This window comes from Frigoribacterium sp. Leaf164, assembly GCF_001423665.1.
Lineage (GTDB): Bacteria > Actinomycetota > Actinomycetes > Actinomycetales > Microbacteriaceae > Frigoribacterium > Frigoribacterium endophyticum.
Genome location: NZ_LMOX01000002.1, coordinates 55,959 through 70,666, shown reverse-complemented (window position 1 = coordinate 70,666; position 14,708 = coordinate 55,959). Strand labels below are relative to the sequence as shown.

Sequence of the window (14,708 nt, the reverse complement as noted above, 5' to 3'; positions counted from 1 at the left end):
GATGCCGCCCCCCTTCGTCGTTCCGACCCTACTGCGACGCGGGGTCTCCCCCGACCTCGTCCAGGCTCCAGCCGGAGGCGGTGGTCTCGACCGTCACCGCGCCTCCCGCACGCCGGACGACGAAGTCGGCCCGCACGCCGTCGGGCGTGGTCACGGTGACCGTGCGGTCGCCGTCGCCCCCGGGGAAGACCCGCAGCACGAGGCCGTCGAGGTAGTCGTGGTCGGGGCGGTCGTCGCGAGCGCCGACCGGGACGACGGCGCCCTCGCGGACGTACAGCGGCAGCGAGAGGACGTCGTGCACCTCGGTGCGCCAGGTGCCGGTGCCCGCGTCGACGACCTCGCCGGTGAACCAGCTCGTCCAGCGGCCGGCGGGCAGGTAGACCTCGACGGTGCCGTCGGCGGAGAACACCGGGGCCACCAGCAGGTCGTCGCCCAGCATGTACTGCGTGTCGACGTGGGCGACGGCGCGGTCGGCGGGGAAGGCCAGGGCCATCGGCCGCATCACCGGCAGGCCGGTGCGGGAGGCCTCGAGCCCGGCGGCGTAGAGGTACGGCATCAGCGAGAGCTTCAGCGTCGTGAAGCGCCGGGTCACCTCCACGGCCTCCTCGTCGAAGGCCCACGGCACCCGGTACGAGCCGCTGCCGTGGAAGCGGCTGTGGCTCGACAGCAGGCCGAAGGCCGTCCAGCGCTTGTAGACCTCGGCGTCGGGGGTGCCCTCGAAGCCGCCGATGTCGTGGCTCCAGAACGAGAACCCGCTCATCGCGATCGAGAGGCCGCCGCGGAGGGTCTCGGCCATCGACTCGAAGGTCGACGTCGAGTCGCCGCCCCAGTGCACCGGCAGGCGCTGTCCGCCCGTGGTCGCCGAGCGGGCGAAGACGACGGCGTCGCCCTCGCCGCGGACCTCCTCGAGCACCTCGAAGACGGCCTCGTTGTACAGCTGCGTGTACCAGTTGTGCATGCGCTCGGGGTCGGAGCCGTCGTGCCAGACCACCCCGGTGGGGATCCGCTCGCCGAAGTCGGTCTTGAACGCGTCGACCCCCTGCGCCTGCAGCGCGCGGAGCTTGCCCTGGAACCACGCGGTCGCCTCGGGGTTCGTGAAGTCGACGAGGCCCATGCCGGCCTGCCAGAGGTCCCACTGCCAGACGCTGCCGTCGGGGTTCCGCACGAGGTAGCCGGCGTCGGCCGCCTCGCGGAAGAGCGCCGAGCGCTGCCCGATGTACGGGTTGATCCAGACGCAGACGCGCAGGTCGCGCTCGTGCAGGCGGGCGAGCATGCCCTCGGGGTCGGGGAAGACCCGAGGATCCCACTCGAAGTCGCACCACTGGAACTCGCGCATCCAGAAGCAGTCGAAGTGGAAGACGCTGACCGGCATGTCGCGCCGGGCCATCTCGTCGACGAAGGAGGTGACGGTCGCCTCGTCGTAGTCGGTCGTGAACGACGTCGAGAGCCAGAGCCCGTACGACCAGGCCGGCACGTGCGCCGGGCGGCCGGTGAGGCGCGTGTACCGGTCGAGCACGTCGGCCGGGGTCGGCCCCGCGATCACGTAGTACGTCAGCCCCTCGCCCGCGACCGAGAACTGCACCCGCTCGACGGCCTCCGAGCCGATCTCGTACGAGACGTGGCCGGGGTGGTCGACGAGCACGCCGTAGCCGCGGCTCGTCAGGTAGAAGGGCACGTTCTTGTAGGCCTGCTCGCTCGACGTGCCCCCGTCGGCGTTCCAGACGTCGACCGTCTGGCCGTTCTTCACCAGCGGGCCGAAGCGCTCGCCGAGGCCGTAGACGAACTCGCCCACGCCGAGCGACAGCTGCTGCGACACGTAGTGCGGGGCGAACGTGCGCGCGGTGCCCGCCCGGGCGTTGCCCACCATCGCGCCGTCGAGCTGTGCGTCGGCGGCCACCGAGTGGTAGCCGACCGACTTCGCGCCCGAGCGGGTGAGGACGGTGTCGCCGTCGCTGAACGAGAGGTCGAAGGGGGCCCCGCGACCCACGGTGGCCGTGAGCCGGCCCGAGGTCAGGGTGGCGCCTCCCTCGGTCGCCGTCGCCGTGCCGACCCCGGCCTCGCCGCCCTCGGCCCCGACGAGGTCGAAGCCGATCTCGTCGCGCCCGCCGGAGAAGTGCTCGACGGTGACGCCGATCACGCCCTCCATCGGCGAGCGCAGCGTGACGGTCATGACCGGGCGGTTGAGGGTGTCGCCCCGCGACGCGATGACCTTGGTCGGGGCCGTCACGACGAGCGAGCGGCCGTCGGCGCCCTGCTCGACGTCGTAGGCCTCCTGGGCGAACAGGGAGGAGACGCCGGGGCGCGTCTGCCAGAAGCCGTCGGTGAACTTCACGATGCGGTGCCTTTCGAGGGGAGTCGCGGGGCGAGGGGCCGGGGAGCGCGGCGGGCGGGGAGCCCGGTCACTTGACGGCTCCGGCCGTGATGCCGCGGGTGAGCGTGCGCTGGAACAGCAGGAAGAAGACGAGCGTCGGGATGAGCCCGAGCAGCGCCGAGGCGCTCGTCGTCGTGACGTCCATCAGGCGGTCGCCCTGCAACGCCGTGATGGCGACGGGCACCGTCTGGTTGTCGTTCGAGACGAGGAACGTCAACGGGATGAGGAACTCGTTCCAGGTCCAGATGAAGAAGAAGATCGCGAGCACCGACAGCGTCGGGCGGCTGATCGGCACGATGACGCGCCAGAGGATCTGCCACCGGCTGGCCCCGTCGAGCGACGCGGCCTCGAGCACCTCCTTCGGGAAGGTGCCGTAGACGCTCGACAGCAGGTACGTGCCGAAGGCGCTCTGGATGACCGTGAAGATGATGATGACGGCCCAGATGTTGTCGTAGAGCCCCACCTGCTTGAACAGGAAGTACAGCGGGTAGAGCAGCGCCTCCTGCGGAAGCATGTTGGCGAGCAGGAAGAGCACGATGATCCAGGTGCGGCCGCGCACCCGGCCGATGCCGAGGGCGTACGCGTTGAACACCGAGATGACGACGGCGAAGAGGGCGACGAGGCCCGCGATGACGAAGCTGTTCCAGAGCTTCGTCGGGAACTCGACCCTGTTCCAGAAGTTCACGAGGCCGTCGAAGTACAGCGACGTCGGCAGGCTCAGCGGCCCGCCGCTCGTGTAGTCGGCGGGCGACTTGAACGAGTTCACCAGGATCAGCAGGAAGGGCAGCGCGATCAGCAGCCCGAAGAGCAGGGCCGCGGCCAGGATCACCCAGTCGGTGACCGTCTTCTTCCTCTTCCGCTGCTTGGCCTTCGGGAGGCGCGGGCTGGGCACCGCAGGGCGGATGCGGTCGCCCTCCACCGGCGGGACGACGGTCGTGGCCATCAGCGGCCTCTCTCTGCTCGTTCGACCCGGTTCTGGGCCTGGATGAAGAAGATGGTGATCACGACGATGACGAGGGTGAGCGCCGTCGCGATGGTGGCGCCGTAGCCGACCTGCTGGCTCTGGAAGAACTCGCTGTAGGCGTAGTAGCTCGGCACGATCGTGGAGTCGCCGGGGCCGCCGCGGGTGAGGGCGTAGATCGGCCCGAAGACCTTGAGCGCCGCGATGGTGCAGGTGAGCACGACCACGAAGATCTCGGGGCGGATGATGCTCACCGTGATCGCTCGGAACCGCTGGAACCAGCCGGCGCCGTCGAGCTCGGCGGCCTCGTAGAGCTCGGGGTCGACGCGCTGGAGGGCCGCCATGAAGATGACCACCGGGTAGCCGAGCTGCACCCAGACCATCACCACCATGATGCTGAGCAGAGCCGTGTCGGGGCTGCCGAGCCAGTTGTGCTGGAGGGCGCCGAGCCCGACGGCGTCGAGGACGCTGTTGAGCGCGCCGTTCTCGGGCCGGAGGATCCAGCCGATGACGATCGCGGCGATGGCCACGGGCAGGATCTGCGGCAGGTAGTAGGTGGCCCGGAGGAACGACGCCAGGCGGCCGCCGAACTTGCGGCCGATCAGGTCGAAGAGCATCGCGGCGAGGAGGAGCCCGAGCAGGGTCGGCACGACCACCATGGCGAGGATCAGGAAGACGCTGTTGAGGAACGACGTCCAGAAGCGCTCGTCGGCCATCAGCTCGCGCCAGTTGTCGAGCCCGGCCCAGGTCGGCGGACGGATGCCGCGGTAGTCGGTGAAGCTGAGGTAGACGTTCCAGACCAGGGGCACCAGGACGACGACCGCGAACAGCGCGAAGCCGGGGACGAGGTACAGCCAGAAGCCACGGCGGCCGGAGCCCGGCAGCAGGCTCTCCTCCGCCGGGCGGGCCGGGCGGGCGGTGCGGGCGGCGCGGGCGGCGCGGGGGCCGGAGCCCGGGAGGGCCGACGTCGCGCGCCGGCCCTCCCGGGTCTCCCGCGCCTCCTTCGTGTCGAGGGAGGTCATGGCTGGCTACTCCCCGGTGATGTCGTCGACGCCGCTCTGGTACTGCCCGCCCAGGGTCTCGAGCATCTCCTCCGGCGAGGCCGAGCCGTTGACGAGCTCCTGGGTGCCGGCGACCAGCTGGTCGTAGAAGGTCGGCGTGGGCCAGTCGGGGTAGAAGGCGAGGCCGTCGCGCTCGAGGAGCGTGTTGAAGTTCGCGATCAGCTCCTGGCTCTTCGGGTCGGTGATGTCGGCCGGGTCGGCATTGACGGGCACGCCGCCGTTGTTGCCGATGAGGTTCTGGATCTCGGGGCGCATCGTGATGTCGATGAACTTCTCAGCGAGCTCCTTGTTGGCGGCGTTCTCGGGGATCACCCAGAGGTTGCCGCCCGAGCCCGGAGCCATCTCGCTGCCGGGGAAGAGGAACGTGCCCCAGTCGAACGTCGCCTCGTCGGCGACGCGGCCGGCCCACCAGCTGCCGGAGACCATGATCGGCGCGCCGCCGCTCATGAAGGTCGTGCCCATGTCTTCGGCCTTGATGCCCGTGACGTCCTTCGAGATCCAGCCGTTCTCGACGTACTCCTGCAGCTTGTCGGCCGCGTAGCTGAGCTCGGGGCCCTGCCAGTCGACGTCGCCCTCGTACAGCTGGTAGTCGTCGACGAACGAGCGGTCGGCCTGCGAGAGGGCCAGCTGGTAGAAGAGCTGCCCGAGCGGGTACTCGGCGCCCGCCTCGGCGAGCGGGGTGATGCCCGCGTCGGCGAAGGTCTGCAGCGCCGCCTCGAACTCGTCGTAGGTCGTGGGCACCTCGACGCCCTGCGCCGCGAAGGCGTCCTTGTTGTAGTAGACCTCGACGTACTCGCCGTAGTTCGGGATGCCGTACCAGCTGCCCGAGCCCATGATGCCGCGCTCGTCGTACTTCGACGTCGTGGCGATCGACGGGGCGAGGTCGTCGTCCCAGCCGTACTCGGCGACGGCGTCGTCGAGGTTCGCCAGCAGCCCCTGGCTGGCGAGCAGGCCCGCCGTCGCGTTGCCCTTGTTGTACTCGAGGATGTCGGGCGCCTCGTCGGAGTTCAGCACCTGGCTGGCCGTCGAGCGGATCTGCTCGAAGCTCTTCGCCTCGAACTCGACGGTCGCGCCGGTCTCCTCCTCGAAGGTCTCGATGGCCTGGTCCCACGCGATGCCCATCGCGCTGGTCTCGCTCTCGAAGTGCCAGAGCTTCAGGGTGTCGGGGTCGGAGGACCCGCCGCCGGCCGAGCAGCCGGTGAGCAGCCCGGCGGTGGCCGCGAGGGCCGTGCCGACTGCGAGCACGCGTCGTTTTTTCATGGTTCTACCTCCTCGTAGAGGCCCCTCGCGTCGTCGAAGCGTTTCGACGATCGTCGTGGGGCGGTGATCTGCGGTGTCGTGCGGTGGTGGTGCGGTGGTGCTGGTGGGTGAGGGACAGGGAAGGCTAGGAGGCGCGGGTCGGCACGGTGACCGAGCCCTGCGCGAGGTAGACGGGGGCGATCAGCTCGACCCCGCGGTCGAGCCGGCCGTCGATGCGCTCGAAGGCGGCCTCGACCGCGCGGCGGCACATCTCGTCGATCGGCAGCGGGATCATGTCGAGCGCCGGCTCGAGCTCGTCGGCCGCGTAGCTCGCGGCGGCGGCGAGCACGGAGAGGTCGCGGGGGATCTCGAGGCCCAGCTGCCGGATGCGCTGCAGCACGGCCTCGGCCGTCGGCTCGCTGCAGTGCAGCACGAGCGCGGTCATGCCGGGGAGGCGGGCCCGCAGCTCGTCGAAGGCCCGCCCGCCGGAGGCGCGGCTGAGGTCGGTCGGGATGGTGACGGTCTCGAGGCCGCGCACCTGGGCCCGCGCCGCGAACGCGTCGTCGAAGCGCCGGATGAAGCCCGTGTCGCGCTCCTGGTAGGAGGCGGGGTGGCCGACCACGCCGACGACGCGGTGGCCGGCGTCGGCGAGGCGGTCGACGCTCATCGCGGCGGCGGTCTCGAAGTCGAGGTCGATGCAGGCGAGGTCGTCGGCCCCCTGCGGGATGCCGATGAAGCCGGCCGGCAGGGCGAGCTCGCGGACGAGGTCGACGCGCTCGTCGACCGTGGCGACGCCGATCGCGACGACGCCGTCGACCAGCGAGCTCGACGCGACGCGCCGGATGCCCGACACCTCGTCATCGGTGGCGAGCAGCAGCACGTCGTAGTCGCGACGACGAGCAGCCTCGACGACGGCGGTGACGAAGCGCATCTGCGTGGGCTGGTGGTTGTCGGGCCGCACCGGGGCGCTCAGCGCCAGGATGTTCGTGCGGGCTCCGGCCAGCATCCGGGCCCCGGCGTGGGGGCGGTAGCCGAGCCGGTCGACCGCCTCCGTCACGCGCTGACGCGTCGTCGACGCGATCGAGCGCTTGCCGGAGAGGGCGTACGAGACCGTGGAGATGGACACGCCGGCGGCCTCTGCCACGTCGTGGATCGTCGCCATCGGGACCTCGCTGTCTGGTGGGTGGAGAGACGCGAGACCGACGCTCTCCCGCTCGGTGCGGAAGCGCTTCGACTGCTCGCGGTTCGAGACACTACGACAGCCGCGACGGCTGGCGCAAGTGTTTCGTTGCCGCGGACGACAAATGCCGACCGGGCTTCCGTTCAGGCCGCGGACCGGATATGTTGAGGCACACAACATTCGTCGCGGCCCCGTCGCGACGACCAGGCCTCGTCGCAGACGCACTCTCGGAAAGGGACATCGATGTCCGTCACCCCCACTCGCGAAGACAAGTTCTCGTTCGGCCTCTGGACGGTCGGCTACACGGGCGCGGACCCGTTCGGCGGCCCCACGCGCCCCGACCTCGACGTCGTCGAGGCCGTCGAGAACCTCGACCGCCTCGGCGCCTACGGCCTCACCTTCCACGACGACGACCTCTTCGCCTTCGGCTCGACCGACGCGGAGCGCCAGACGCAGATCGACCGCCTCAAGGGCGCCCTCGACGCGACCGGCATCGTGGTGCCGATGGTCACCACCAACCTCTTCAGCGCCCCCGTCTTCAAGGACGGCGGGTTCACCTCGAACGACCGCGGCGTGCGCCGTTTCGCGCTCCGCAAGGTGCTCCGCAACATCGACCTCGCCGCCGAGCTGGGCGCGAAGACCTTCGTCATGTGGGGCGGCCGCGAGGGCGCCGAGTACGACGCCGCCAAGGACGTCCAGGCGGCGCTCTCGCGCTACAAGGAGGGCGTCGACATGCTCTCGCAGTACGTGCTCGACAAGGGCTACGACCTGCGCTTCGCGATCGAGCCCAAGCCGAACGAGCCCCGCGGCGACATCCTGCTGCCGACGCTCGGCCACGCGATCGCGTTCATCGAGACGCTCGAGCACCCCGAGATGGCGGGCGTGAACCCCGAGGTCGGCCACGAGCAGATGGCGGGCCTGAACTTCACCGCCGGCATCGCCCAGGCGCTCTACCAGGGCAAGCTCTTCCACATCGACCTCAACGGCCAGCGCGGCATCAAGTACGACCAGGACCTCGTCTTCGGCCACGGCGACCTGCAGAACGCGTTCTCGCTCGTCGACCTGCTGGAGCACGGCTCCCCCCAGGGCGGCCCCTCCTACGACGGCCCCCGCCACTTCGACTACAAGCCCTCCCGCACCGAGTCGATCGACGGCGTCTGGGAGTCCGCGGCCGCCAACATGCGCATGTACCTGCTGCTCAAGGAGCGTGCGCAGGCCTTCCGCGCCGACCCCGAGGTGCAGGAGGCGCTGGCCGCCAGCCAGGTCGCCGAGCTCTCGGTGCCGACCCTGGGCGAGGGCGAGGGCTACGAGCAGCTCCTGGCCGACCGTGCCTCCTACGAGGAGTACGACGCCTCCGCCCACTTCGGCGGTCACGGCTACGGCTTCGTCCGTCTGCAGCAGCTCGCCCTCGAGCACCTGATGGGCGCACGCGACTAGGAGCAGGCGCGAAGCGACTGCGTCGCGTGCGCTGACGCGCGCCAGCGCGTCAGACGCCACTGAGAGCAGGCGCGAAGCGACTGCGTGGCGTGCGCTGACGCGCCCTGGCGCGTCAGACGGAGCTAGGAGCAGGCGCGCCAGCGCCAGCCACACCCACGACGCCCGGCCCCGACACTCGGGGCCGGGCGTCGCCACGCCCGCCGTCCTGCACCGCAGCGCACCGCCTGTCCGGGATGCGTACGATCCCCCGCCGCTGCTGACCGAGCGACCAGGGCGGCCGATGGTGTCCCTCGAACGAGGAGGTCACATGGTCGAGGGCGCCGCCGCGGAGCTCCGCTGTCGCATCTGTCGGGCACCGGCCCGCCTCGCCGACAACCCCTACTTCGGCACGGGGCTCTCGGTGCACCGGCAGATCCAGGTCTGCACACGGTGCCAGGCGATCTCGTTCCCACCGCGGGCCGAGCGGGACGCGGCCGAGGCCGTCACCGCGCCTCCCCGGGGCTGGCGGGCCCGCCTCGGAGCGTGGCTGCACGCCCACTGATCTCTCCCCCGGCCCCTCCGCAGGAGTCGGGACCCCTGGCCGCGTCGATCAGTCGGCGTCGAGCCCCTCGAGCGCCTCACGGGCCCACTCCGCCTCACGCCGGGCTGCGGTCGCGTCCTCGACGGCCCGACGACGCTCCCGGCGCAGGAACCGCTCGCGGTCGTCGAGCTCGGCCCGACGAGCCTCGGCGGCCGCGAACTCGTCGCGCAGCCGACGCAGGTCGTCGGCGACGCGGTCGCGAGCGTCGTCCAGCTCCGCGACCCGCGACTCCACCTCGTCCCGGTCCGCCTCGGCCCGGTCGGCGGCCTGCTCGGCGCGCCGCAGCTCCTCCCGCGCGACGCGCCGTGCGTCCCGCTGCCGGCTCCGTCGGTCGGGGCCGCTCGCGGACTCGGGCCCGCCGGGGGCCCCGGCGCCCGCGCGGCGCGGCCGGGGCCGGGGCCGGTCGACGGCCTCGCCGGCCACGGCCCCGTCGAGGTCGGCGGGCTCGAGGCCGTCCGCCGCGAGGGGGCGGACGAGCACACCCGACCGGGCGGCCTCCGCCGCGTCGGCGTCGGCCACGACGGCTCGCAGGGTCTGCTCGAGGGCCACCACGGCCGGGCCGGCCAGGGGCGCGCCCGCCTGCTCGGCGAGCTCACGGCCACGGGCGAGGAGCTGCGCGAGCGTGGCCTTCCGCTCGTCGGCCAGCGTCGCGAGCGCTGCCCGGTCGCCCTCCGCCTGCGCCGCGCGGAACCGGTCGCCCAGGGCCGCCGCGCCGGCGAGGCCCTGCCCGGCGTCGTCGCGGGCGAGCAGGTCCACCGCCCAGGCCGCGGGGGGCGGCACGCGGCAGCCGGCGGATCCTGCCCGCCAGGTCGCGGTCGCCGGAGCGGCGCACCTCGGCGGCGAGCGCGTCCCGGGCCGCCACGAACTCGCCGGGCACCAGGGCGTAGAGCTGCTGGGCGGCGTCGGCGAGGGTCATCGATCGACCGTACCCATCCGGCACGGCCGACCGGCCGCCGGGGAGCACGGACGCTCCGGGCAGGGGAGCAGGTCGTGCGGGTCAGGGGAGAGCGGCCTCGACGCGGGCGGTCAGGACGCCGAGAGCGCCCCGGCGGCGGCGCGGGCAGCGCGTCGCCGTGCGCGGCGCCGGACGGGAGCCGGATCACCGGCGCCGACCTCGCTCGCCGGGCCGGCGAGCTCCGCAGCGACGGCCCCGGCGAGCGCCGACGCCGCGCGGTGCCGCCGCGTCGGGGCGGCCCGACGGTCGTCGACCGCCTCGAGGGCGGCCACCACCCCGGGGGCGAGGGCCTCGGCCCACTTGCGGTGCATGGAGGCCCAGGAGAAGAGCTCCTGGACGTAGAGGCCGTCGAGGCTCCACGAGGGGAAGGGCACGACGGTGACCGCGTCGTCGTCGGCGGCGACCCGACGGCTCGCGGCGTCGAGGCGCGCGATCTGCGCGGTGATGAGGCGGCGGGCGACGGGCGGGATCGGACGGAACTCGGCCATGGGCGGCAGCTCTGCCACCACGACCCCGACCTCGGGGCCGGCCTCCTGGCGCACGCGGTCGACGAGCAGGCGCAGGTCGGCCTCCCACGAGGTCGCGCTGGTCGCCGCGAGCACGTCGGCGATGCCGAGCAGCACGACGACGACGTCGGCGCCCTCCGTCGTGAGGGAGGGCATCGTCGCGGCCGTGTGCATCGTGAGCACGGGCGAGGTGAGCTCGCTCCAGCTGAGGCCGCGGCCGCGCCGGTCGGCGACCCGCGCCGCGGTCTGGCTCGACGTCGTCATGCCGTGGCTCAGCACGCCGAGGCCGGAGACCGCGACGCTGCCGATGAAGGCGAGCCGCTCGGGCCGGGGCCCGGCGATGAGGGGGGCGCGCTCGTCGCGCGGGAAGATCGACGACGCCATCTCGCGGCGGTAGAGCTCCAGGTGCACGCGGAAGAGCGGTCGAGCCGCGCCGACGAGCAGCGCGGCGAGGGGCGCCGGCACGCCTCGGTGGCGGCGGGGGGCGACGAGCGGGGTCGGGGCGTCGTCGGGGGCGGTGCGGTGGTCCATCGTGTCCTGCGTCCGTGCGGTGACCGAGTCTCCTCGGCGGACCCGTCCTGGGGCCCGTCTCGAGTGTCGCCGTCGGAGGGGCGCCGCGGGCGGCCGGTGCGCTTCCTGGACAATGCGAACGCATGGACCCGGGTCGGCCGAAAGGAGGACACGCCTCGAGGGAAAGTCCAGGTCAGAGCCCCACGAAGACCCGAGGAGGCGCGGACGCGCCCGCGGGACGCGCCTCGGTGGCCATCCACCCACCCCGCCAACTGGGGGCATGTCCCTGCCCTGTCGCCGCGTCCACGATCTGATCTTGCACAGCAGTGTGCAAGATCGTACGATGGACCTCGTGACCACGACCGAGCAGACCCCGCGAGCCCCCCGCCGCGACGCCGCCGCCAACCGCGAGGCCCTGATGGCCGCCGCGGTCCGGCTCCTCAACGTCGACGCCGCCGCCCCCCTCGAGGCGATCGCCGCCGAGGCGGGCCTGTCGCGTCGCAGCGTCTACGGGCACTTCGCGACCCGCGACGACCTCGTGCGCGAGGTCACCCTGCGCGGCGCCGCCCGCATCGGCGTGGCCGCGCTGCCCGACCACGTCGACGACCCGGTCGTCCAGCTCGCCGCCCTCGGCGCGCGGCTGTGGTCGGAGGTCGAGCACGTGCGCGTGCTGGCCCAGCTGACGGTGCGCGGGCCCCTGGCCGCCGAGGTGGGCGGCGCGCTGGCGCCGCTGCGGGCCTTCCTCCGCGAGACCGTGCGTCGCGGCGTCGCCGACGGGCGCATGCGCGACGACATCGCGGTCGACACGCTGGCCCGGCTCGTCGAGGGCGCTGCGCTCACGGTGCTCGACGAAGCGACCGGCCGCGACCTCGACCGCGCCGAGGGCCACCGCCTCGTGATGCTCGCCGTGCTCGCCATGGTCGGGCTCGGCTGGCGCGAGGCCGACGAGCTGGTGAGGGCGACGCCCGGACTGGCCCTCGCACCGCCGCCCGCCGACCCCTCGACCGCCGACCCCCGCCCCACCCCGACCCCGGAGCCCTCCGCATGAGACTCGAACTCGACCAGGTCGCCCTCGGCGACGGCCCCGGCGCTCCGCTCCCCGCCGTCTCGGTGGTGGCCGACCGCCGCGCCCCCGGCTTCGTCGCCGTCGAGACGGAGGGCGCCCCCACGCTCGCCTCCCTCGTCGCCGGCGGGCGGATGGCCCCCGACCGCGGCCGGGTGACGCTCGACGGGAGCGAGGACGCCGACGCGGTCCGCGCCTCCTTCGCCCTCGTCGACACCCCCACGGTGGCCGAGCCCTTCAGCACGCTGACCGTGGCGCAGGTGACCCGGGAGGAGCTGGCGCTGGCCGGCCACCGGGCCGACCGCGCCTCCGTCGCCGAGTTCCTCGACGTCGTCGGGCTGACGGAGCACCGCCGCACCCGACTCGCGTCGCTGCCGACCGAGCTGCGCGTCCGGCTGCTCTGCGAGCTGGCGCTGCTGCGCCCGGGCGTGGAGGGCCTCGTGCTCACCAGCCCCGAGCGGCACGGCGGCGACGTCGCCGCCTGGCTCGGCGTCGTGCACGACCTGGCCCGCCGCGGGGTCGTCGTGCTGACCGTGACCGGCGTCGCCGCCCTGGCGACCGTCCGCGCCCTGCCCGCCCCGGACCTCGGCGAGGACGAGGACGACGACGCCGAGGCCGCGCCCGGCGAGGACGAGGACACCGAGACCGCGCCCGGCGCCGACTCCGACACCCACTTCGACGCCCGTCCCGACGACGACCCCGCCGCCCGTCCCGACGACGACACCGCTGCCCCGACCCCAGGAAGCCCCCGCTCGTGAAGATCATCGCCCTCGTCCGCTCCGAGCTGCAGCGGCTCACGTCGACCGGGCTCGCCCGCCTCGCCCTCGTCGCCCTGATGACCGTGCCGCTGCTCTACGGCGGCCTCTACCTCTGGGCGAACCAGGACCCGTACGCGAAGCTCGACCAGGTGCCCGCGGCGCTCGTCAACGACGACGCCGGCACGACCGTCGACGGCACGGCGACGAACTACGGCGACGAGGTGACCGACGAGGTCGTCGACGGCGGCGACTTCGACTGGCACACGGTCAGCGCCGCGGAGGCCGCGGCCGGCCTCCGAGACGGCACGTACGACTTCACCTTCACCATCCCGCGCGACTTCAGCGCCGACCTCACCAGCGCCACGACCGACGACCCGACCCGGGCGCAGATCACCCTCGCGACGAACGACACCAACAGCTACCTGGCGACGACGATCGCCGGCCAGGCCGGCAAGACGATCCGGGCCTCGGTGACGGAGAAGGTCGGCAAGGAGGCGGCGGCCCAGCTGCTCGTCGGGCTCGCCGACATCCGGACGTCGCTCGGCGACGCGGCGGACGGTGCCGACCAGCTCGTCGGCGGCGTCGTCTCCGCGGAGCAGGGCACCGACCAGCTGGTGACCGGCGCCTCGGACGCGTCCGCCGGAGCCGACCAGCTCTCGGCCGGGGCCTCGTCGGCCGCGGCGGGCGCCCGGGCGCTCTCCGACGGCACGGACCAGCTGAGCGCCGGCGCCTCGACCCTGTCGAGCGGGCTCGACCAGCTCGAGACCGCGACGTCGACGCTGCCGGGCAGCGCACACCAGCTCGCGACCGGCGCCGACCAGGTCGCCGACGGGAACGAGGCCCTGGCCGCCGGCGTCGCCCAGGCCGCCACGGCGAGCCAGGCCGCGATCGACGCCGCCCCGGCGACGCAGCAGGCGATCGGGCAGCAGCTCGTCGAGTACTTCGTCGGGCAGGGCCAGACCCCCGAGGAGGCGGCGGCGTCAGCGGCCGAGGTGGCGAGCTACTTCGCCCCGCTCTCGCAGTCGCTGAGCGACGCGAACGCCCAGGTGCAGGGGCTGGACGCCCAGGTCGGGCAGCTCGCCACCGGTGCGCGGCAGGTCTCGGACGGCGCCGCGGCGCTGGACGTGCAGGCCCCGGCCCTCGCCACGGGCATCTCGGACGCCGCCGCCGGGGCGCGCCAGCTCGACACGGGCGCCGCGTCCGCCGCGACGGGCGCGGACACGCTCGCCACGGGGCTCGGCACGCTCGACACCGGCGCCGCCGGGCTCTCCAGCGGGCTGCACACCCTCAGCGACGGCACGGTGAGCCTCCGCGAGGGCCTCGGCACCCTCGACACGGGCGCCACGCAGCTCCGCGACGGGCTGCAGACCGGCCTCGGCGAGATCCCCGCGAGCACCGAGCAGACCCGCGACGCGCAGTCCGAGGCCATCAGCGACCCGGTGTCCGTCTCCGACCAGGCCGTCACGAGCGCCGGCACCTACGGCGCGGGGCTCGCGCCGTTCTTCATCAGCCTCGCGGCCTGGATCGGCATCTACGCGCTGTTCCTGATCGTCAAGCCCTTCTCGAAGCGCGCCGTCACGGCCGTGCGCGCCCCCGGGCGCGTGGTCGTGGCGGGCTGGGCGGCCCCCGCGCTGCTCGGCGTCGTCCAGATGCTCGCGCTCTTCACGATCGTGCGGTTCGCGCTCGGCTTCGACGTCGTGCACCCCTGGGCGACCATCGGCCTGATGGCCCTCGCCTCGGTCACGTTCGCGGCGATCATCATGACGCTCAACGTGCTGCTCGGCAGCGTGGGGCAGTTCCTCGGCCTCGTGCTGATGGTCGTGCAGCTCGTGACCGCGGGCGGCACCTTCCCGTGGCAGACGCTGCCGGCGCCGCTCGCCGCCCTGCACTTCGTGCTGCCGATGAGCTACGCGACCGACGGCCTGCGCCAGCTGATGTACGGCGGCAGCACGGCCACCGCCTGGGGCGACGCGGGCGTCCTCGCCCTGTGGGGCCTCGGCGCGCTGCTGCTCTCGCTGCTCGCGGCGCGGCGGATGACCCGTCGCCGCACGCTGCGCGACCTGCGGCCGTCGCTGATCGGCTAGCGG

General features: G+C 73.3%; 12 protein-coding genes. 5 read left to right on the top strand and 7 right to left on the bottom strand.

The window, feature by feature from the left end; all coding sequences use genetic code 11:
* Positions 1-28: 28 nt before the first annotated feature.
* From yicI to ASF82_RS07905, 5 genes are all read right to left on the bottom strand, one after another.
* Positions 29-2,332, bottom strand: a complete 2,304-nt coding sequence (gene yicI, locus ASF82_RS07925) for an alpha-xylosidase (RefSeq protein ID WP_056056123.1) — start codon at positions 2,330-2,332, stop codon at positions 29-31.
* Positions 2,333-2,399: 67 nt separating this feature from the next.
* On the bottom strand, positions 2,400-3,314 hold the full coding sequence (locus tag ASF82_RS07920; protein ID WP_056056121.1) for a carbohydrate ABC transporter permease: 915 nt from the start codon (positions 3,312-3,314) through the stop codon (positions 2,400-2,402).
* Positions 3,314-4,354, bottom strand: a complete 1,041-nt coding sequence (locus tag ASF82_RS07915) for a carbohydrate ABC transporter permease (protein WP_082514485.1) — start codon at positions 4,352-4,354, stop codon at positions 3,314-3,316. Before ASF82_RS07915 ends, ASF82_RS07920 begins: the two co-directional genes overlap by 1 nt.
* Positions 4,355-4,360: 6 nt before the next feature.
* Positions 4,361-5,653 (bottom strand): ABC transporter substrate-binding protein, encoded by a 1,293-nt coding sequence (locus ASF82_RS07910; RefSeq protein ID WP_056056118.1) that lies wholly within the window; start codon positions 5,651-5,653, stop codon positions 4,361-4,363.
* Between the two features lie 124 nt (positions 5,654-5,777).
* On the bottom strand, positions 5,778-6,794 hold the full coding sequence (locus ASF82_RS07905) for a LacI family DNA-binding transcriptional regulator (protein ID WP_056056116.1): 1,017 nt from the start codon (positions 6,792-6,794) through the stop codon (positions 5,778-5,780).
* Between the two features lie 261 nt (positions 6,795-7,055).
* Here ASF82_RS07905 and xylA point away from each other — a divergent pair, with 261 nt between their 5' ends.
* Both xylA and ASF82_RS07895 read left to right on the top strand, forming a co-directional pair.
* The gene (xylA, locus tag ASF82_RS07900; protein ID WP_056056114.1) at positions 7,056-8,249 is read left to right on the top strand and encodes a xylose isomerase; all 1,194 of its coding nucleotides are present in this window, start codon (positions 7,056-7,058) and stop codon (positions 8,247-8,249) included.
* 307 nt (positions 8,250-8,556) lie between these two features.
* Positions 8,557-8,790, top strand: a complete 234-nt coding sequence (locus ASF82_RS07895; protein ID WP_056056112.1) for a hypothetical protein — start codon at positions 8,557-8,559, stop codon at positions 8,788-8,790.
* 48 nt (positions 8,791-8,838) lie between these two features.
* On the opposite strand, the gene ASF82_RS07890 is transcribed toward ASF82_RS07895, so the two are convergent.
* A complete protein-coding gene (locus tag ASF82_RS07890) occupies positions 8,839-9,609 on the bottom strand; it encodes a hypothetical protein (protein ID WP_056056110.1) in 771 nt (256 codons plus the stop codon).
* Between the two features lie 246 nt (positions 9,610-9,855).
* Positions 9,856-10,821, bottom strand: coding sequence for a GDSL-type esterase/lipase family protein (locus tag ASF82_RS07885; protein WP_056056107.1), 966 nt, complete (start codon positions 10,819-10,821; stop codon positions 9,856-9,858).
* A 331-nt stretch (positions 10,822-11,152) separates the two neighbouring features.
* Here ASF82_RS07885 and ASF82_RS07880 point away from each other — a divergent pair, with 331 nt between their 5' ends.
* From ASF82_RS07880 to ASF82_RS07870, 3 genes are read left to right on the top strand one after another with little or no spacing between them, the layout of a single operon-like run.
* Complete coding sequence (locus ASF82_RS07880; RefSeq protein ID WP_235491228.1) at positions 11,153-11,848, top strand: TetR/AcrR family transcriptional regulator; 696 nt, start codon at positions 11,153-11,155, stop codon at positions 11,846-11,848.
* A complete protein-coding gene (locus tag ASF82_RS07875) occupies positions 11,845-12,621 on the top strand; it encodes a hypothetical protein (protein WP_056056103.1) in 777 nt (258 codons plus the stop codon). Before ASF82_RS07880 ends, ASF82_RS07875 begins: the two co-directional genes overlap by 4 nt.
* Positions 12,618-14,705, top strand: coding sequence for a YhgE/Pip family protein (locus ASF82_RS07870; protein ID WP_056056102.1), 2,088 nt, complete (start codon positions 12,618-12,620; stop codon positions 14,703-14,705). The genes ASF82_RS07875 and ASF82_RS07870 overlap by 4 nt, the downstream gene beginning before the upstream one ends.
* Positions 14,706-14,708 lie beyond the last annotated feature (3 nt).